The 18,387-nt window shown below is 71.3% G+C and carries 19 protein-coding genes and 1 riboswitch; of the genes, 11 read left to right on the forward strand and 8 right to left on the reverse strand.

Annotated elements, in window-relative coordinates; genetic code table 11:
* Position 1: 1 nt before the first annotated feature.
* The 3 genes from N5079_RS08010 (at position 2) to alc (ending at position 3,581) form a co-directional block, all read left to right on the forward strand.
* Positions 2 to 1,174 carry a glycerate kinase gene (locus tag N5079_RS08010; RefSeq protein ID WP_261582943.1) on the forward strand — a complete coding sequence of 391 codons (1,173 nt, stop codon included), beginning with the start codon at positions 2 to 4 and terminating at the stop codon, positions 1,172 to 1,174.
* Positions 1,175 to 1,272: 98 nt separating this feature from the next.
* Entirely contained in the window at positions 1,273 to 2,595 is a 1,323-nt protein-coding gene (gene allB, locus N5079_RS08015) for an allantoinase AllB (protein WP_261582944.1), read from the forward strand.
* A gap of 20 nt (positions 2,596 to 2,615) precedes the next feature.
* Positions 2,616 to 3,581, forward strand: a complete 966-nt coding sequence (gene alc, locus N5079_RS08020) for an allantoicase (RefSeq protein WP_261582945.1) — start codon at positions 2,616 to 2,618, stop codon at positions 3,579 to 3,581.
* A 140-nt stretch (positions 3,582 to 3,721) separates the two neighbouring features.
* On the opposite strand, the gene pknB is transcribed toward alc, so the two are convergent.
* The 4 genes from pknB to thiO all read right to left on the reverse strand — a co-directional run bounded on the left by pknB (position 3,722) and on the right by thiO (position 7,933).
* Positions 3,722 to 5,713, reverse strand: coding sequence for a Stk1 family PASTA domain-containing Ser/Thr kinase (gene pknB / locus N5079_RS08025; RefSeq protein WP_261582946.1), 1,992 nt, complete (start codon positions 5,711 to 5,713; stop codon positions 3,722 to 3,724).
* Between the two features lie 111 nt (positions 5,714 to 5,824).
* Positions 5,825 to 6,607 carry a thiazole synthase gene (locus N5079_RS08030; RefSeq protein ID WP_261582947.1) on the reverse strand — a complete coding sequence of 261 codons (783 nt, stop codon included), beginning with the start codon at positions 6,605 to 6,607 and terminating at the stop codon, positions 5,825 to 5,827.
* A 2-nt stretch (positions 6,608 to 6,609) separates the two neighbouring features.
* Positions 6,610 to 6,810: a sulfur carrier protein ThiS gene (gene thiS, locus N5079_RS08035; RefSeq protein ID WP_261582948.1), complete on the reverse strand. Its 201-nt coding sequence runs from the start codon at positions 6,808 to 6,810 to the stop codon at positions 6,610 to 6,612.
* Between the two features lie 13 nt (positions 6,811 to 6,823).
* On the reverse strand, positions 6,824 to 7,933 hold the full coding sequence (thiO, locus tag N5079_RS08040) for a glycine oxidase ThiO (protein WP_261582949.1): 1,110 nt from the start codon (positions 7,931 to 7,933) through the stop codon (positions 6,824 to 6,826).
* 102 nt (positions 7,934 to 8,035) lie between these two features.
* Positions 8,036 to 8,147, reverse strand: a riboswitch (TPP riboswitch).
* 129 nt (positions 8,148 to 8,276) lie between these two features.
* On the opposite strand from thiO, the gene N5079_RS08045 reads away from it, so the two are divergent.
* From N5079_RS08045 to thiE, 3 genes are read left to right on the forward strand one after another with little or no spacing between them, the layout of a single operon-like run.
* On the forward strand, positions 8,277 to 9,455 hold the full coding sequence (locus N5079_RS08045) for an NAD(P)/FAD-dependent oxidoreductase (RefSeq protein WP_261582950.1): 1,179 nt from the start codon (positions 8,277 to 8,279) through the stop codon (positions 9,453 to 9,455).
* 43 nt (positions 9,456 to 9,498) lie between these two features.
* On the forward strand, positions 9,499 to 9,873 hold the full coding sequence (locus N5079_RS08050; protein ID WP_315967796.1) for an Rv2175c family DNA-binding protein: 375 nt from the start codon (positions 9,499 to 9,501) through the stop codon (positions 9,871 to 9,873).
* A 27-nt stretch (positions 9,874 to 9,900) separates the two neighbouring features.
* Positions 9,901 to 10,554, forward strand: a complete 654-nt coding sequence (gene thiE, locus N5079_RS08055; RefSeq protein WP_261582951.1) for a thiamine phosphate synthase — start codon at positions 9,901 to 9,903, stop codon at positions 10,552 to 10,554.
* A 167-nt stretch (positions 10,555 to 10,721) separates the two neighbouring features.
* On the opposite strand, the gene N5079_RS08060 is transcribed toward thiE, so the two are convergent.
* Positions 10,722 to 11,789: a polyprenyl synthetase family protein gene (locus N5079_RS08060; RefSeq protein ID WP_261582952.1), complete on the reverse strand. Its 1,068-nt coding sequence runs from the start codon at positions 11,787 to 11,789 to the stop codon at positions 10,722 to 10,724.
* A gap of 135 nt (positions 11,790 to 11,924) precedes the next feature.
* Between N5079_RS08060 and metF the strand changes: the two genes are divergently transcribed.
* Positions 11,925 to 12,854 carry a methylenetetrahydrofolate reductase [NAD(P)H] gene (gene metF / locus N5079_RS08065; protein WP_261582953.1) on the forward strand — a complete coding sequence of 310 codons (930 nt, stop codon included), beginning with the start codon at positions 11,925 to 11,927 and terminating at the stop codon, positions 12,852 to 12,854.
* Positions 12,855 to 12,952: 98 nt separating this feature from the next.
* Here metF and N5079_RS08070 read toward each other — a convergent pair whose 3' ends face one another.
* Complete coding sequence (locus tag N5079_RS08070; protein ID WP_261582954.1) at positions 12,953 to 13,504, reverse strand: GNAT family N-acetyltransferase; 552 nt, start codon at positions 13,502 to 13,504, stop codon at positions 12,953 to 12,955.
* Between the two features lie 86 nt (positions 13,505 to 13,590).
* Entirely contained in the window at positions 13,591 to 14,067 is a 477-nt protein-coding gene (locus tag N5079_RS08075; protein ID WP_261582955.1) for a YbaK/EbsC family protein, read from the reverse strand.
* 128 nt (positions 14,068 to 14,195) lie between these two features.
* Between N5079_RS08075 and N5079_RS08080 the strand changes: the two genes are divergently transcribed.
* A complete protein-coding gene (locus N5079_RS08080; RefSeq protein WP_261582956.1) occupies positions 14,196 to 15,023 on the forward strand; it encodes a L,D-transpeptidase family protein in 828 nt (275 codons plus the stop codon).
* 396 nt (positions 15,024 to 15,419) lie between these two features.
* Positions 15,420 to 15,866 (forward strand): SAV_6107 family HEPN domain-containing protein, encoded by a 447-nt coding sequence (locus N5079_RS08085; RefSeq protein WP_261582957.1) that lies wholly within the window; start codon positions 15,420 to 15,422, stop codon positions 15,864 to 15,866.
* Between the two features lie 144 nt (positions 15,867 to 16,010).
* On the opposite strand, the gene N5079_RS08090 is transcribed toward N5079_RS08085, so the two are convergent.
* Positions 16,011 to 16,505, reverse strand: coding sequence for a transcriptional regulator (locus tag N5079_RS08090; RefSeq protein ID WP_036321552.1), 495 nt, complete (start codon positions 16,503 to 16,505; stop codon positions 16,011 to 16,013).
* A gap of 410 nt (positions 16,506 to 16,915) precedes the next feature.
* On the opposite strand from N5079_RS08090, the gene pyrR reads away from it, so the two are divergent.
* Positions 16,916 to 17,473, forward strand: a complete 558-nt coding sequence (gene pyrR / locus N5079_RS08095) for a bifunctional pyr operon transcriptional regulator/uracil phosphoribosyltransferase PyrR (RefSeq protein WP_261582958.1) — start codon at positions 16,916 to 16,918, stop codon at positions 17,471 to 17,473.
* Positions 17,470 to 18,387 (forward strand): aspartate carbamoyltransferase catalytic subunit (locus N5079_RS08100; protein ID WP_261582959.1); only part of this gene is annotated, 918 nt, incomplete at its 3' end. The genes pyrR and N5079_RS08100, both read left to right, overlap by 4 nt.

The raw sequence follows: 18,387 nt of genomic DNA on the forward strand, positions 1-18,387 counted from the left end.
CGTGAAAGGACATGTCGTAATCGCACCGGACAAGTTCAGGGGGTCGCTGACCTCACCACAGGTTGCCGCGCACGTCGCAGCCGGGCTGCTGCTGGCCGGTAGGGGGGCGGTGCCGTCCGTCCCGCTGCCGGTGGCCGACGGCGGCGACGGCACCCTCGACGCCGTGGTGGCCTGCGGATTCACCCGGGTGGAGGTCGAGGCGACCGGCCCCACCGGCGAGCCCCTCCTCGCCTCCTACGCCGTCAGGGACACGGTCGCCGTGATCGAGCTGGCGGAGGCGTCCGGCCTCCGGCGGCTCCCCGGAGATCCCGCGCCGCTGACCGCCACGAGCTACGGGACGGGCGAGCTCGTCCTGCATGCCGTACGGCACGGCGCCACGCGGATCGTGCTGGGCCTCGGGGGCAGCGCCTGCACCGACGGGGGAGCCGGCATGGCCCAGGCCCTCGGCGCGCGGTTGCTGGACGAGAACGGTGACGACCTGCCCTTCGGAGGGGCCGCCCTGCGGAGCCTGCACCGGATCGACGCCTCCGCGCTCGCGGAGCTCTCCGGCATCGAGTTCGTCGTCGCGAGTGACGTGGACAACCCGCTGCTCGGCCCGCACGGGGCGGCGGCCGTGTACGGCCCGCAGAAGGGCGCCACACCCGGCGACGTGGCCGTGCTGGAGGCGGGCCTGGCCCGGCTGGCCGCGGTCGCCGCCCACACGCACGGCCTCGCCGGGGCGGTCGAGCACGACGGCACCGTGCGGAGCATGGGCGTGGCGGCCCACCCGGGCGCCGGAGCCGCCGGGGGAGTGGGCTTCGCCGCGCTGGCCTTCCTGCACGCCGAGATCCGGGCCGGCATCGAGTATCTGCTCGAACTGGTGGACTTCGACCGCCACGTCGAGGGAGCGGCCCTGGTGATCACGGGCGAGGGCTCGCTCGACGAGCAGTCGCTGCGCGGCAAGGCCCCGGTCGGCGTCGCGTCCGCGGCGGCCAAGCACGGGGTGCCGGTAGTCGCGGTCTGCGGCCGGCGGACGATCGGCGACGAGGAGCTCCGGGCGGCCGGGATCGAGGCGGCCTATGCCCTGACGGAGATCGAGCCCGACGTCGAGCGCTGCATGACCGAGGCCGGGCCGCTCGTCGAGCGCCTCGCCCGCACGATCGCCGAGACCCACCTCCAGGGCAGCCCGTCGTGATCATGCACACCTTCCCGCTCACCCCATTCCACCTGCAAGGCAGCTCGTCGTGATCATGCGCACTTTCCCGTTCATCCCGTCCCACCCGCGGAGCAGCCATGCGTGATCATGCGCCACAGCCGTACGACCTGGTCGTCCGGTCGCGCCGCGCGGTGACGCCCGGCGGCGAGCGACCGCTCGCGGTGGCCGTGCGGGATGGGAGGATCGCCGACCTCGGGCCCTACGACGAGCCGCCCCCGGCGCGGGAGACCGTGGATCTCGGCGACCTCGCGCTCCTGCCGGGCCTGGTGGACACCCACGTCCACGTCAACGAGCCGGGGCGGACGCACTGGGAGGGCTTCGCGTCGGCCACCAGGGCGGCGGCCGCCGGAGGGGTGACGTCGATCGTCGACATGCCCCTCAACTCCCTGCCGCCCACGGTGAGCGTGCCGGCCCTGGAGATCAAGCGGAAGGCCGCCGAGGGCCAGTGCCACGTCGACGTCGGCTTCTGGGGCGGCGCCATTCCGGGCAACCTGGCGGACCTCGGGCCGCTGCACGAGGCCGGGGTCTTCGGCGTCAAGTGCTTCCTGTCCCCGTCGGGCGTTGACGAGTTCCCCGCGCTCGACCCCGCCGGACTACACGACGCCCTGGCCGAGGTGGCGTCGTTCGGCGGGCTGCTCATCGCGCACGCGGAGGACCCCGGCTCCCTCACCGAACCGCTCGGCCCGACATATCCGGAATTCTTGCGATCTCGCACGCAGGACGCCGAGCGCAGGGCCGTCGAGCAGGTCATCGAGCTGGCCGCCCGGACCGGTGCCCGCGCCCATATCGTGCACGTCTCGGCCGCCGCCTGCGTCGAGCCGCTGCGCAGGGCACAGCGCGACGGCGTCCGGATCAGCGCCGAGACCTGCCCCCACTACCTCACGCTGGCCGCCGAGGAGGTCAGCGGGCCCGCGTACAAGTGCTGCCCCCCGATCAGAGAGGCCGCCAACCGCGACGCCCTCTGGCAGGCGCTGGCGGATGGCGTGCTCATGGGCGTCGTCTCGGACCACTCGCCCTCGACGCCCGACCTGAAGGTGCCCGACTTCGCCCGGGCCTGGGGCGGCATCTCCTCGCTCCAGCTCGGCCTGCCGGTCATGTGGACCGCCGCCCTCTCCCGGGGGTACGGCCTGGCCGACGTGGTCCACTGGATGGCCGAGGGCCCCGCCGGGCTGGTCGGCCTGCCGTACAAGGGGGCGATCAGGGTGGGGGCGGACGCCGACCTCGTGGCCTTCGACCCGGCCGCCGAGTTCACCGTGGACGTGGCCAAGCTGCGCCACAGGAACCCCGTCTCCCCCTACCACGGCAGGACGCTCACCGGCGTCGTGCGGACGACGTGGCTGCGCGGCACCCCGATCGACTTCACCACGCCGCGAGGGCGGTTCCTCAGCTCACAGGACTGAAGCTCAAAGGACGGATATAGATGACCGACTTCACCCGGCTGCCCGACCTGGCGCTCCGCACGTACGGCGGGGCGGTCGTCGCCGCCAACGACGAGTCGTTCGCCGAGCGGGAGGCGCTCATCAGGCCCGGACCGCCCGCGTTCCGGGCGCACACGTTCGGCGCGAAGGGCCAGGTCTACGACGGCTGGGAGACGCGGCGGCGGCGCGAGACCGGCCATGACTGGGCGGTCGTACGGCTCGGCCTCCCGGGCGTGATCAGGGGCATCGTGATCGACACGGCGTGGTTCAAGGGGAACTACCCGCCGCACGCGTCGGTCGAGGCGTGCGCGGCGGACGGCCACCCGGCGCCGGGCGAGCTCGATGGCTGGGTCGAGATCGTGCCGAAGAGCCCGCTCAATGGCGACACGGCCCACGAGTTCACCGTCGACGACCCGCGCCGCTTCACCCATGTGCGGCTGAACATCTTCCCCGACGGCGGCGTGGCCCGGCTGCGGGTGCACGGCCAGGTGATGCCCGATCCCGAGTTCCTGAGGGACCTCACCGTGGACCTGGCCGCCCTGGAGAACGGGGCCCTCGTCACCGCCTGCTCCGACCAGTTCTACTCCTCGCCGAACAACGTCATCGCGCCCGGGCTCGCCCGGAACCAGGCCGAGGGGTGGGAGACCGCGAGGCGCAGGGACGGCGGCAACGACTGGCTGGTGGTCGCTCTCGCCGGGGCGGGCACGGTCGCCGTGGCCGAGCTGGACACCACGAACCTGGTGTTCAACGCCCCCGGCTGGGCGTCGCTCAAGGGGATCGACGCGGAGAAGGCGGCGCTCGACGACGACGCGGCGTGGTTCCCCCTGCTGCCGAAGACCCGGCTGCAGCCGGACACGCGGCACCGCTTCCGCCTCGACAGCGAGCGCAGGATCACCCACGCGCGGCTCGACATCTACCCGGATGGCGGCCTGGCGAGGCTGCGCCTGCTGGGCAGGCTGGCGGAGTGAGCCGGACCGCATGAGGCGAGCATGATCCCGCGAGGCGGAGCCGCAGGTTGCGACCGCCTCGCGGGAATCGGTGCATGATCACGTCAACTGGAGGGGCCGGCCGGCCGGGAACCTGTGCATGATCACGTCAAAGGGGTGGGTCAGTGCCAGATGGTGATTTTGGTTCCCATCGGCTGCTGGCCGAGCGGCTTCTCGCCGATGACGCGGCCGGTGCCGACGAGGTCACGGATCTTGACCTTGAACCCGGCCGCCCGCAGCTCCGCGCTGGCGTCGCGCAGATCCTTGAAGCGGACGTCCGGCACGTTGACGAAGTCAGGCGTGGCCACCGAGTCGTCGTTCTCCCACGGCCAGTGCCAGCCGTCGTCCGGGCCCTTGGAGATGGTCAGGTGGACGACCGCCCCGGCCACGACCTCCGAGCCGCCGGACGGGTCCTGCGCGATCACCGTGCCGGGCGGGGTGTCGTCGGCCGTCTCGTAGATCTGGACGTTGAAGCCCTTGTCCCGGAGGAACTGCTCGGCCTGGTCGCGCATCATCTGCGTGACGTCCGGCATGAGCAGGCCCGCGCTCAGCACCAGGTTGATGCTGGAGTTCTTCCTGACCCGTTTGCCGACCACCGGGACCGTGCGGACGACCAGGCCGCGCGCCACGGCGTCGCTCGCCGTCTTGCTGACCCGCCCGACGCTGAGACCCGCCTCGGCGATCTTCGTCCGGGCGTCGGCCTCGCTGAGGCCCTCGACCTTCGGCACCGGGATCGTCTCTGGCCCGGCCGACGGGATCAGCGTGAGCAGCGACCCCTTGGCGACCTCCGCGCCGGGTCCCGGCTCGGTATCGAGGACCCTGTCCTTGTCGAGGTGGTCGTCGAACCGGGCCTTGCCGATCCTGACCTCGAAGCCCGCCTTCTCCGCCTGCTGCCTGGCCACCGTGATGTTCTGGCCGAGCAGCATGTCGGGCACCTTCGTGTAGCGGCCCTGGGAGAACCACCAGCCGGTGAACGCGATCCCGGCGACCATCACGAGGGCCAGGCCGACGATGAACCAGTTGGGCCGCCACCCGCGCACCCGCCCCAGCGGGCCGTTCGCGGCGGGCGTGGCCGGCAGCTCGGACTTCGGCTGGATCATCGTGTGGTTGATCGGCCCCTGCGCGTGCTGGCCGGGCATCCCGTGCCCGGCCGACATGTACTGACCCGTGCCATACGGCGGGGCCGTGCCGGCCGCGGCGGCCGTCGGCGGGCGGGTGGCGTACGAACCGGTGTGAGAGGTGTGCGGACCGGTGGGCTGGCCGGTCCGGGGGAGCGAGCGGTGCGTCTCGACGGCGGCGACCAGCATGGCGGTCGCGTCGGCCGGGCGCTTCGCGGGGTCCCGGTCCGTGGCCGCGGCGACCAGCGCGTCCAGCGCGGGCGGCGTCTCGGGGGCGATCGACGAAGGGGCCGGGACGCTGTCGTGCACGTGCCGGTAGGCGACCGACATCGGCGTCTCGCCGTCGTACGGCTGCCGCCCGGTGAGCAGCTCGAACAGCATGATCCCGGCGGCGTAGACGTCGCTGCGGGCGTCCGCCTGGCCGGAGGTCACCTGCTCGGGCGACATGTAGCCGATCGTGCCGATCATGATGCCGGTCTTGGTCTGGTTGGTGGCCTCGACCGCGCGGGCCAGGCCGAAGTCGACGACCTTCACCCGGCCGTCGTCGGCGAGCAGCACGTTCTCCGGCTTGACGTCCCGGTGGACCAGGCCCGCCTGGTGGGCCGCGCCGAGGGCGGCGAGCACCGGGATCATGATCTCCAGGGCCTCGCGCGCGGGAAGCCGACCCCGCAGGCGGAGGACGTCGCGCAGCGTCTTGCCCGGGACGTACTCCATCGAGAGGTAGACGTGGGCCCCGTCGGTGCCCTGGTCGAAGACCTGCACGATGTTGGGGTGCGACAGGCTGGCGACCGACTTGGCCTCGCCTATGAACCGCCGCACGAACTGGGGGTCTTCGGCGAGCGAGCGGTGCATCACCTTGACGGCGACCGTGCGGTCGAGCCGGACGTCCAGAGCCAGATAGACGGAGGCCATGCCGCCCCGGGCGATCCGGGACTCGACGCGGTAACGCCCGTCGAGCAGTTGCCCTACGAGCGGGTCGGTAAGCGTCGTGTCCACCCGCCCGAGTTTACGGGTGATTTGCCGCCCGCAGGGCTTGCGAATCCCAAACCGAGACCTATTCGGCCGCCCGTTTCCACGTCTGGAAACCGGCGACCGCTCCCAAAACCGCTATAAACGATTCGGCGAGGACGCCTCAGCGTAGCGTTTCCTCGGGATCCGCCCAGCCAGCCGCGCCTGCCGTCCGGCGGTCACGGCGGAGCGCATGGCGGCGGCCATCAGGCCCGGCCGCTGAGCCCGGGTCACCGCGCTCGCGAGCAGCACGGCGTCACAGCCCAGCTCCATCGCCAGCGCGGCGTCGCTGGCCGTGCCGATCCCCGCGTCGAGGATCACCGGGACGCCCGCGGACTCCACGATCAGCTCGATGTTGTGCGGGTTACGGATGCCGAGCCCCGACCCGATCGGCGCGCCCAGCGGCATCACCGCCGCGCAGCCGGCCTGCTCCAGCCTGCGGGCCAGCGCCGGGTCGTCGCCGATGTAGGGGAGGACGACGAACCCGTCGGCCACCAGCCGCTCGGCGGCGTCGAAGGTCTCGATCGGGTCGGGCAACAGGGTCCGCTCGTCGGCGATGACCTCGAGCTTCACCCAGTTGGTCTCCAGGGCCTCCCTGGCCAGGCGGGCGGTCAGCACGGCCTCCCCGGCGGTGAAGCAGCCCGCCGTGTTGGGCAGGACCTTGATGCCGCGCCGCCGCAGCACGTCGAGCACCGACCCGCGGGACGCCGGATCGAGCCTGCGCATCGCCACCGTGGTCAGCTCGGTGCCCGACGCCTCCAGCGCCTGGTCGAGCACCTCCAGCGAGGGCGCACCGCCGGTGCCCATGATCAGCCGGGAGGCGAACTTCTCCCCGCCCAGGAGGAACACGTCTTCCGCCAGCGCGTCGCCGACCTCGTCCATCGTCAGCCTCCCTGGACCGCTGTGAGCACCTCGACCAGGTCGCTCTCCGAGAGCGCGGTCGTCTCCCATCCGCCCCGGCTCACGACCTCGCCGTTGACCGCCACCGCGACGCCGGACGTCAGGGGCGTCAGGCGGCGTACGGCCTCGCCGACAGTCGCTCCGTCGGGCATCTCGACGTCGCCGCCGTTGATCGTCACTTTCATCTCATCGTCACTTTCAATGGCTGAATCTCCCTGGATCGCAGGACTTCACGACGTCCGGCGCCTCGCCGCCGGTCAGGAAGGCCACGACGGCCTCCGCGGTGATGGGGGCGAGCAGGACGCCCGCCCGGTGGTGCCCGGTGGCGGCGAGAACCCCATGGGAACCGGCGGGGCCGATGAGCGGCAGGTTGTCGGGCGTTCCCGGACGGAACCCCACCGCCGTCTCCGTCAGCTCCAGCTCGGTGATGCCGGGGACCAGCTCGCGGGCGTCGCGCAGCAGCTCGTAGACGCCGCCCGCCGTGACCCTGCCGTCGAACCCCAGCTCCTCCACGGTCGCGCCGACGGTGATCTCGCCGTCGCCTCGCGGGACCAGATAGGCGGGGGAGCCGTGCACCAGCCCCCGCACGCACCGGGTGAGGAACCCCTCGGGGCCGCGCAGCCGGAGGATCTGCCCCTTGACGGGCCGTACGGGCAGCCCCGGCACGAGCGACGGCGACCACGACCCCGCCGCGACGACCACGTTCGTGGCGCGGACGACCTCGCCGGAGGCCAGCCGTACGCCGCTGGAGCGGTCGCCGTCGCCGCCGTCGCGGCCGGCGGAGAGCGCGGTCACGCGGTCGGGAAGGAGCGTGCCGCCGGCCTTCTCGAAGGAGGTCAGCAGGGCGCGCACCACCCGGCGCGGGTTCACCCACGCGTCGTCGCGGGCGAGGAGGCCGCCCCGGACCGACGGCGAGAGCATCGGCTCGAACGCCCGGCACTCGCGCCCCGTCAGCCGCTCCACCCGCAGGCCGAGGGTCTTCTCGAAGGCCGCCAGCTCGTCGAGGTAGGCCATGTCGTCCGCGCCGTACGCGATGTCGAGGGTGCCGTCGGCGCGGTAGTCGAGGGCGGAGCCGCTCTCGTCCTCCAGCTCGGCGCGGAACGAGGGCCATCTGGCCAGGGACGCGAGGCCCAGGCGGAGCAGCGGCTCCTCCGTGTAGGTCACCTCGCTGACGGGCGCGAGCATCCCCGCCGACACGTGAGTCGCCCCGCCTCCCGGGGCGGGATCGACGACGGCCACCGAAAGGCCCCGCCGCGCCGTACGCCAGGCGACGGACAGGCCGACGACGCCGCCGCCAATGATGACCACGTCATAACCGGCTTTACGACCGGTGTCATAAACGGCGTCATAATCGGTGCCATGGGCGGCCTCATGACGGGCCTCATGATCCGTCTCCGCATGGACTCGCCGTGGATCGAGCACAGCGCTCCCTTCGCCGGCATTACCCGGATCAGGTCGTTTGCGGTCGAGAGCCGTACGCTCTCCTCTCAGCCCGGCCCGCCGGGCTCCCGCGCGTCTTACGTTCACAGCCTAGTGCTGATCGGTGGACGTAACGCACAACACGGGAATCACACGCTGTGCGTACTACTTACCCAAGTCGTTATCGAATCTCCATTGGCGGGTGCCCGGGTTGACAATCTATGGTCAGGGCGTGGATCACGTCGTGGTGGTGGGTGCCGGCCTCGCCGGCGTGCGGAGTGTCGAGGCGCTGCGGGCCCACGGGTTCGCGGGCCGGATCACGCTCATCGGCGAGGAACCCCATCGCCCCTATGATCGGCCACCGCTCTCCAAGGCGGTGCTGCTCGGCGAGACCGACTCCACTGTGGTCGACTCCGATCTGGACGCCCTCGACGTCCACCTGTGCCTGGGTACCGCGGCCAAGGGCCTGCGGGACGGCGTGCTGGAGACGACCGAGGGCGAGCTGGAGTACGACGGCCTCGTCATCGCCACGGGAGCCGCCCCCATCCGGCTGCGCGGCGAGGGCCACCAGCACGTCCTGCGGACCATCGACGACGCGCTCGCGCTGCGCTCGATCCTCGTCCCCGGGGCCCGCATCGCCGTCGTCGGAGCGGGCTGGATCGGCGCGGAGGTCGCGACCGCCGCGGCCAAGGCCGGCTGCGCGGTCACCGTGGTGGAGGCGGGTGAGGCGCCGCTCCTGTCCGCGCTGGGCGGCGAGGCCGGCCGCCACACGATCCCCTGGTACGGCGAGGCGGGCGTGGAGCTGCGGCTCGGCGCGCTGGTCGGCAGCGTCGACCCCGACGGGCTCACCCTCATGTCCGGCGACCGGATCGAGGCCGACGCGGTCGTCACGGGCATCGGCGTGCGGCCCGCGGTGGAGTGGCTGAAGGGCTCCGCCGTCGCCCTCGACAACGGCGTGCTGGCCGACGAGCACCTGCGGACGTCGCTACCCAACGTGGTGGCGGTCGGCGACTGCGCGAACTGGTGGTCCCGCAGGTACGGCCGGCGGCTGCGGGTCGAGCACTGGGACACCGCCCTGGGCGCCCCCGACACCGCCGCCGCGACGCTCCTGGGCGAGGAGGCGGTCTACGACCCCGTCCCCTACTTCTGGTCCGAGCAGTTCGGCCGGATGGTCCAGTTCGCCGGGCACCAGGGGGCCGCGGACCGGCTGCTGCTCCGCGGCGACCCCGGCGCGGACGCCAAGTGGGCGCTCTGCTGGCTCACGGCCGACAACCGGCTCACGGCCATCCTCACCGTCGACCGGCCGCGCGACCTGGTGCAGGGCCGCCGCGTCGTGGAGGGCGGCCAGCGGCTGGACTCCGCGCGCCTCGCCGACCCCACGGTCACGCTCCGCGACTGCATTATGGCCTAATCGAGGTGTTTCCTGGCAGCTTCCCTGTGGTAATGGTGGATCCGTGACGCTTACTGTTGCGCAGATCGACCGGGAGACCGACGAACTCGTAGGGGAGTGGCTCCCCCTCTCGGACGCCGCCAAGACCCTCGGGCTCAGCATCGGCCGGGCCAAGCAGCTGCTCAAGGACAAGAAGCTCGTCGGCGCCCGCAGGGGCGGCGGGGAGCCGCACATCCCGAAGGTGTTCATCGCCGGAGGAGATGTGCTCAAGGGGCTTCCCGGCACCCTGACCGTGCTCGCCGACGCCGGGTACGGCGAGGTCGAGTCCATCCGCTGGCTGTTCACGCCGGACGACTCGCTGCCCGGCTCGCCGATCGACGCGATCGCCGCCGGACGCCACACCGAGGTCAAGCGCAGGGCCCAGGCGCTGGGATTCTGACCACCTGACCCGTGGCATTGTGGTCGGGTGACCGACACCCGGCGAGAGCGACTCGCGCAGGCCAGGCTCTACCTCTGCACCGACGCCAGGCGGGACCGCGGCGACCTCGAGGACTTCCTCGACGCGGTCCTCGCCGGCGGCGTTGACATCGTCCAGCTGAGGGAGAAGGGCCTGGAGGCGCGTGAGGAACTCGCACTGCTCGACGTCTTCCGCGCGGCCTGCGACAGGCACGGAGCGCTCCTGGCGGTGAACGACCGGGCGGACGTGGCCTACGCCGCGCGCCCGGACATCCTCCACCTGGGGCAGGACGACCTGTCCGTTCCGGTAGCCCGGGAGATCCTCGGGCCGGACGTGCTGATCGGCAGGTCCACGCACTCCGCGGCCGAGGCGTCGGCGGCTGCCGCCGAGCCCGGCGTCGACTACTTCTGCTGCGGGCCGATCTGGCCGACGCCCACCAAGCCGGGGCGTCCCGCGCCCGGCCCCGCGCTGCTCAAGCACGCCTCCGATCTCCGTACGACACGGCCGTGGTTCGGCATCGGCGGCATCGACCTCGGCACGCTGGACGAGGTCGTGTCCTACGGCGTGCGCCGGGTCGTGGTCGTCCGGGCGATCACCGAGGCTGCCGACCCCGGAGCTGCGGCCGCCGAGCTGCGGGCCAGGCTGGACGCGACGCCCCTCTGACCGGGCTCCGACCGGCTCGCCCGGGGTTCCGACCCCGGGCGTGTGTGACCGGGCCTGTGTGACCGGGCCTGTGTGACCGGGCGTGTCCGAGCGACGGGGCGTGTCCGATCTGCGTGTCTGACCGCGTCTCTGTGACGGGCTCGCGGACCGGGCGTGTGTGACCCGACTCAGGTCCGCCGGGAGGTGGCGGCGACGGCCAGCGACGCGAGAGCCGTACGGGCCGTCTCGTCGATGGGGGCCTGCTCCAGCGCCCGAAGCGCGTTGTCGAGGTAGCGCTTGATCATCTCCTCGCATGCCGCCCTGGCTCCGGAGTCCTCGATCGCGGCGCGGAGCCGCTCGACCCCCTCGGCGTCGAGCCGCGGATCGCCGAGCAGGCTCCGCACGGTCTCCGCCTGCGCCGGCGACGCCTCGGCGAGAGTCCGGGCGATGAGAATGGTCCGCTTGCCCTCACGCAGATCGTCCCCGGCCGGCTTGCCGGTCTCGGCGGGGTCGCCGAAGACGCCCAGGATGTCGTCGCGGAGCTGGAAGGCGATGCCGACCTGCTGGCCGTACTGCACGCACAGCCTGTCGATCCAGTGGTGCTGGGCCCGGGCCGCCAGGACGAGCCCGAGCCGGAGCGGCTGCTCCACCGAATACTTCCCGCTCTTGAACAGGGCGACCCGAAGGGCGCTGTCGAAGGTGCTCTGACCCTGGGCCTGCTCCAGCAGGTCGAGATACTGCCCGCACATGAGCTCGGTCAGCATGTGGTCGTGCACCGGCTGGGCGGTGGCGATCGCCTCGGGCGGCAGCCCGCTGGTCCGCCACATCTCGCCGGACCACACCAGCAACAGGTTGCCCAGCAGCACGGCGGCTCCCTCGCCGAACTGCTCGGCCGAGCCGTGCCAGCCCGCCTCCGCGTGCATCCGCTCGAACCGCCGGTGCGCCGACGGCATCCCCCGGCGCACGTCGCTCGCGTCCATCACGTCGTCGTGGATCAGCGCGCTCGCCTGGAGGAGCTCCAGCGACGCGGCGGCGGTGTGCATCGCGGGCTCGTCACCCCCACCGGCCGCGCGCCAGCCCCAGTAGCAGAAGGCCGGGCGGAGCCGTTTGCCGCCAGCCAGGAAGTCCTCGGCCGCCGACAGCAGGGAGGCCAGGTGCGGGTCGGTGAAGAAGGGGCGCTGCCGGTCGACGAACTCCCGGAGCGAACGGTCCACCCCCGGGCGGATGAGGTCGAGCGGGGCGGCGGAAGCGGTCATGCTTCGAGGGTATCGGGCGTTGATCCAGTGTCCCATCAGCAGATACCCCGTTCGTGAGTCCTGGTGGTCACCCGTGACGTCCACATGCCGGATCGTGGTCTGCGCCGGAGACGCCGGTGCCTGTAACCTTGGGCCATGGCTCTCGGTCTGCCCTCACGACTTCCCGGCCGTGTCCCGACGGTCCGCGAGCTGCTGGCCGCGGGCGAGCGGTCCTTCTCGTTCGAGTTCATGCCCCCGAAGACGGACGAGGGCGAGCGCCAGCTCTGGCGGGCGATCCGCGAGCTGGAGTCGCTCCGGCCGACGTTCGTGTCGGTCACCTACGGCGCCGGGGGCTCCACCCGGGACCGCACGGTCGGCATCGTCGAGCGGCTGGCCCACGAGACCACCCTCACCCCTGTCGCCCACTTCACGGCGGTCGACCACTCGATCCGCGAGCTGCGCCACCTCGTCGGCCGTTTCGCCGACGCGGGCGTGCGCAACATCCTCGCCGTCCGCGGCGACCCGCCGGGCGGCAATCCGCTGGACGAGTGGGTCAAGCACCCGGACGGCGTGGCGTACGCCGAGGACCTGGTCCGGCTGATCCGGCAGGCCGGCGACTTCTGCGTGGGCGTGGCGGCCTTCCCGTACAAGCATCCGCGGTCGGCGACGATCGAGTCGGACACCGAGTTCTTCGTGCGCAAGTGCCGGGCGGGCGCGGACTACGCGATCACCCAGATGTTCTTCCGGGCGGAGGACTACCTGCGGCTGCGCGACCGGGTGGCGGCCAGGGGCTGCGACACGCCGATCATCCCCGGCGTCATGCCGGTCACCCAGATGAGCACGATCGCCCGGTCCGAGCAGCTGTCGGGCGCGCCGTTCCCGCCGGAGGTGGCCGCCAGGTTCGAGGCGGTCGCCGACGACCCGGCGGCGGTACGGAGGCTCGGCATCGAGCACGCCGCGGAGATGTGCCAGACGCTCCTCGACGAGGGGGCGCCGGGCATCCACTTCATCACCTTCAACCGGTCGAGCGCGACGCGCGAGGTGTTCCAGGCGCTCACCACCACCCCCGCCGCGGTGGTCTCCTAGTACGTCAGATCCGTTGGAATCAGTGGCGAGTCCGACCACCATCACCGCGTCGACCAGCGGCCACGACGTCATGAGCCGCGACGACCGGCCGGGAGGTCTTACGGCAGGGGCAGCTTCGTGCCCGCGATGACGTAGTTCTCGTAGCCGCCGGGGAAGACGAACTCCGTCATCAGGTCGACGAAGCCGATGTCGCGGTAGAGGTGACGGGCCGCCGTCGGCGCGTCGTGCGTGGACAGCACGGCGGTGCGCTCCGGGCGGCCCTCGCAGATGGCGTGGATCATCCGGCGGCCGACGCCCTTGCCCTGGTGATCGGGGTGGACGTGGATCTCGGCGATCTCCAGGGCGTCGCCGAACCATTCCTCGGAGGTCCGGGGCCCGGCGCGGTCCTGCAGGGCGTGGCGGACCACGTCGTGCCACCACTGCCCCGGGACGCCGTGGAAGCCGTAGGCGAACCCGACGATCTGGTTCTCCTGCTCCGAGGACTCGGCGAGCATGCATACGAAATGCGGATATGTCGCGTGGTTCCGCATTATGGCCATGCGACCGGCGAGCTGATCCGAGGGCGGCCGCATGGCGACCGTGTAGATGGCGAGCACCGTCTCGAGTGCCGCTGTGAACTGGTCAGGCCCGACCCGCCGCAGTTGGATCACTTTCCGCAGACTAGCAAAGCCTTCCCGGCCGCCGGATGCCTCACTCGGGCCTCGGCTCGCTCAACCTCGGCTCGCTCAACCTCGGCTCACTCGACTTCGGCCGGGGTGCCGGACGTCATCGCGAGCAACTCGTCGAAGGTCGTGGGGAAGACGGTGTGCGGATGCCCCGCCGCGGCCCACACCACCTCGTGCTTGGCCAGCCAGGTGTCCACCAGCGTCCGGACCGAAGCCGGGTGTCCCACCGGGGCCACTCCGCCGATCGGCTGTCCGGTGTGCTCCCGGACGAACTCCGGCGTGGCCCGCCGTACCTTCGCGGCGCCGACGAGACCGGCGATCAGATCGGTGTTCACGCGGTGGGCGCCGCTGGTCAGCACGAGGAGCGGAGCGCCGTCCGCGTCGAAGATCAGGCTGTTGGCGATCGCTCCGACCTCGCAGCCGAGCTGGGCCGCCGCCGTCGCGGCGGTCGGCGCGGACTCCGGGAGGACCACGATTTCGCCCTCGGCACCGTGCGAGCGGAGGGCCTCGGCCACACGGGCGGCGTTCGGATGCAACTTTTCTGGCACGCGGCCACTCTAAACAGCACGTGGAACATAAACGATCCATTACCGCTTCATGTCCCACATCGGGACCATCAGCCCCATGCGCTATGGTCCTTTGATCTAAACATGACCTGAATGAGAGGTTGATCACGATGGGGGCACGACGGCAGCTGGCCGCCGCGGCGCTGGTCACGGTGGGGGCCGTGACGCTCGCAGTGGGCGGCGTGGCAGGTGCTGCGCAGGCGCGTGTTCTGCCCGCGCACGCGAGTACGACGGCGGCACACACGGAAGTCGCCGCCTCGGCGGCGTCCACCGCCCGATCCGCCGCCCGGTTCACCGCGCCGCACAAGACGCTGAAGCTCGGCGCGAAGGGCGCCGCGGTCCTGGCGCTGCAGACCCGGTTGAAGGCGCTCGGCTACGTGCCGGGCAAGACCGACGGCAAGTACGGCGGGACCACCCTGACCGCCGTGTGGGCCTTCCAGAAGGTGCAGGGCATCGCCCCGACCAGCACGGTGGCGCGCAGGACCTGGGCGGCCCTGGAGAACCCGAAGGCGCCCGCGATCCTGGTGCCGAACGGCAAGCCCGACCGCGCCGAGGTGAACCTCACCAAGCAGCTCATGGTGCTCTACCTCGGCGGCGTCCCGAAGCTGATCACGCACATCTCCTCCGGTAGCGGGATCCCGTACACCGAGTGGGCGGTGTGGAACGGCAAGCGGCAGCAGTTCACCGGCGACGCCCGCACGCCGACGGGCGACTTCAAGACGACCTGGCGGAAGAGCGGGTGGCACAAGTCGTACCTGGGCCAGCTTTACAACCCGATCTTCTTCAACGGCGGCATCGCGTTCCACGGCGCGCTGTCGGTGCCGCTCTATCCGGCGTCGCACGGCTGCGTGCGACTGCCGATGCACGTGGCGGACATCCTGCCCGGTCTGCTGGGCACCGGGGTGCCCGTGCACGTCCGCGGCAAGTTCGTCCGCTGACGGGACCTTCTCAGGGAGGCTCCGCGCTCTTGGGAGCCCCGCGCGACACGCTCGCGCGGGGCTTTCGGCGTCTTCGGACCGGCTTTTCGGGTGTCTTCATCGAAAGCGTGTTCGTTGACACACTTGACAGTGGACATGGTCGAATCTATGTTCGATGCAGTGGGCGTGAGACTCGCGGCTCGCGCCCACCCCGTCGGTACCGTGCCTTCGTCGTCGGCGGAGACGAGCGCGGCACGGCCCGCGGCGTGGGCCGGACGGGGAGAGGGGAAGCTCCTCGTCCGGCCGCCCACGGATACGAGAGAAAGGCGCGACGGCTCGAACGAAATTGTCGGTGCGGTCTGCGACTGTGATCTCACCGGCGACCACCGCCGGCTGCCACGACCCAAGGAGGCGGGCATGACTGGACCGGGTATGACGGAACAGAACGAGCGCAGCGGGCCTCGGGTCTCGCAGACGGTTCTCGCGCACCTCGCGGACGCCAGGACCTGCCTGGCCGACGCGTCAGTGGGTCCCACCCCCGCGGACCGCTACGTGTCGGCGCATCTCGCGGCCCTCCGGGCGGCCGCCGCGATCCTCGCGGCCCGGCCCAGGCCCATGGACGGGCGGAGGCGGCGGCTGCGCAGCGCGTGGGAGTTGCTCCCCGACGCGGAGCCGAGGCTCACCGACTGGGCGGCATACTTCGCGGTCAGCGCCACCAAGCGGGCGGCGGCCGAGGCGGGCATGGTCCGCGTCGTCACTCCCAGGGATGCCGAGGAGCTCATCGCCGAGGCGGAGAAGTTCGTGAGCCAGGTGGAGTCGATCCTGGGAGTGCCCGGCCAGTCCACCCTCCCGATGGCCGGCTAGGAAACTCGACACCTGTGCTCCCCGCGAGGGGCCTCCGCCCGCGACTACGCCAAAGCGGCGCGTGAGGCCGGCGCTCCGGGGAGCATGAGAGGCGACTTCCGGTCCGACGGTCCAACGGTCCGATGGTCAGAAAGGGTCAGAGGGTCAGAAGGACTCGACGGCCCGGCGGGCCTCCGCGTCGAGCACGCCCCAACTGATGAACTCCTCGGTCAGCTCGACCGGCGACTTGTCATAGATGACCGCGAGGGAGCGCAGGTCCTCCTGGCGGATGGACAGCACCTTGCCGTTGTAGTCACCACGCTGGCTCTGGATGGTCGCCGCGTAACGGGCAAGCGGGCCGGCCTTGTCCTTGGGAAGCTGGGACAGCCGCTCCAGGTCGATCACAAGCTTCGGCGCGGGAGCGAGCGGGCTGGGGGCGGCACCACCGGGAAGCAGCTCCGACACCGGCACTCCGTAGAAATCGGCGAGCTCAGCGAGCTTCTGCACGGTCACAGCACGGTCGCCACGCTCGTAGGAGCCCACGACGACGGCCTTCCATCGCCCGCGGGACTTCTCTTCGACACCGTGCAGGGACAACCCCTGCTGCGTGCGGATGGCGCGGAGTCGCGCGCCCAGCGACTTGGCGTAGTCAGACGGCATCGTGTGGCCCCCGGCTTTCTATGTCTGTTCTCACTTGATTGTGCGTCCTTGTCCTAAGCGTTCCGAACACCGGGGTTGGCACCTGAGACAGGCACCTTCAGTGACCGCTGCGTCGGGTTTTACCCAGGAAGGTCGCGTGTTGTGGTTACGGACAGTGACGGTAAAGCCGTCACTCTCAAAGGTCAAGCTGATTGGAAAAAAGAGCCCCAAACAGTGTTCTGACCGAAATCCCCGACACCCGAGTCCGGCTCGGTTTCGGACGCGCCGCTGCGCGCCCCCGCGGGCGGACGACCTGCTGGTCCGCGCGTCGTCGCTGGCGGGAGGGGGTGCGGAGTCGTACTGATACGCTGGAGCGGCCAGACACCCTTTTAAGACCCGTCCCGTGAGGCGGGAAAGGTGGTGACTTTTTGATGCCTGATGCCCAAAATCCGGCCCGTGCCGTGCTGGAGGGGCCTGACATCCACCGGGCGCTGACCCGGATCGCGCACGAGATCCTCGAGCGCACCAAGGGCGCCGAAAGCGTCGTCCTGCTGGGGATTCCCACCCGCGGCGCCACGCTCGCCCGCCGGATCGCGGAGCGCATCGCCCAGTTCGAGGGAGTCAAGGTCCCCGTCGGATCCATCGACATCACGATGTACCGCGACGACCTCCGCCTGCGGCCCGCCCGGCCGCTGGGCCGCACCGAGCTGCCTCCGGACGGGGTCGACGGCCGGACCGTCGTCCTGGTGGACGACGTTCTCTTCTCCGGCCGGACCGTCCGCGCCGCGCTCGACGCGCTCAACGACGTGGGCCGCCCCCGTGCCGTCCAACTCGCGACCCTCGTCGACCGGGGCCACCGCGAGCTGCCCATCCGCGCCGACTACGTGGGCAAGAACCTGCCGACCTCCAAGAGCGAGAAGGTCAAGGTCTACCTCGAAGAGACCGACGGACGCGACGCCGTACTGCTCATCAAGGAGGACGCCCGATGAAGCGGCACCTCATCTCGGCGGGCGACCTCACCCGCGACGACGCCCTGCTCATCCTCGACACGGCCGAAGAGCTCGCGAGGGTCTCGGAACGATCCATCAAGAAGCTGCCGACGCTGCGCGGCCGCACGGTGGTGAACCTCTTCTTCGAGGACTCCACCCGCACGCGCATCTCGTTCGAGGCCGCGGCCAAGCGCCTGTCGGCCGACGTGATCAACTTCTCGGCCAAGGGGTCGAGCGTGTCGAAGGGCGAGTCGCTCAAGGACACCGCGCTCACCCTGGAGGCCATGGGCGCCGACGCCGTCGTCATCAGGCACGCCGCCTCGGGCGCGCCGCACCGCCTGGCGAACTGGGTGCGCGGAAGCGTGGTCAACGCGGGAGACGGGACCCACGAGCACCCGACGCAGGCGCTGCTCGACGCCTTCAGCATGCGCCGCAGGCTCGGCAGGCTGGAGGGCCTCAAGGTCGCCGTCGTCGGGGACGTCCTGCACAGCCGGGTCGCCCGGTCCAACGTCCTGCTGCTGCACACACTAGGCGCGGAGGTCACCCTGGTCGCGCCCCCCACGCTGCTGCCGGTGTCGGTCGAGACGTGGCCGTGCCAGATCTCCTACGACCTCGACGCGGTGCTCCCGAAGTCCGACGTGGTGATGATGCTGCGCGTCCAGCTGGAGCGGATGAACGCGGCCTACTTCCCGTCCGCGAGGGAGTACAGCCGCCGCTACGGCCTCGACCGCGACCGCTTCGCCCGGCTGCACGACGACGCGATCGTCATGCATCCCGGACCCATGAACCGCGGCATGGAGATCTCGGCCGAGGTGGCCGACTCGCCGCGCTCGACCATCGTGGAGCAGGTCGCGAACGGCGTCACCGTCCGCATGGCCGTCCTCTACCTGCTGCTCGGAGGGTCTGAACCCGCC

This window comes from Planotetraspora sp. A-T 1434 (assembly GCF_025420585.1).
Classification (GTDB): Bacteria; Actinomycetota; Actinomycetes; order Streptosporangiales; family Streptosporangiaceae; genus JAOEGB01.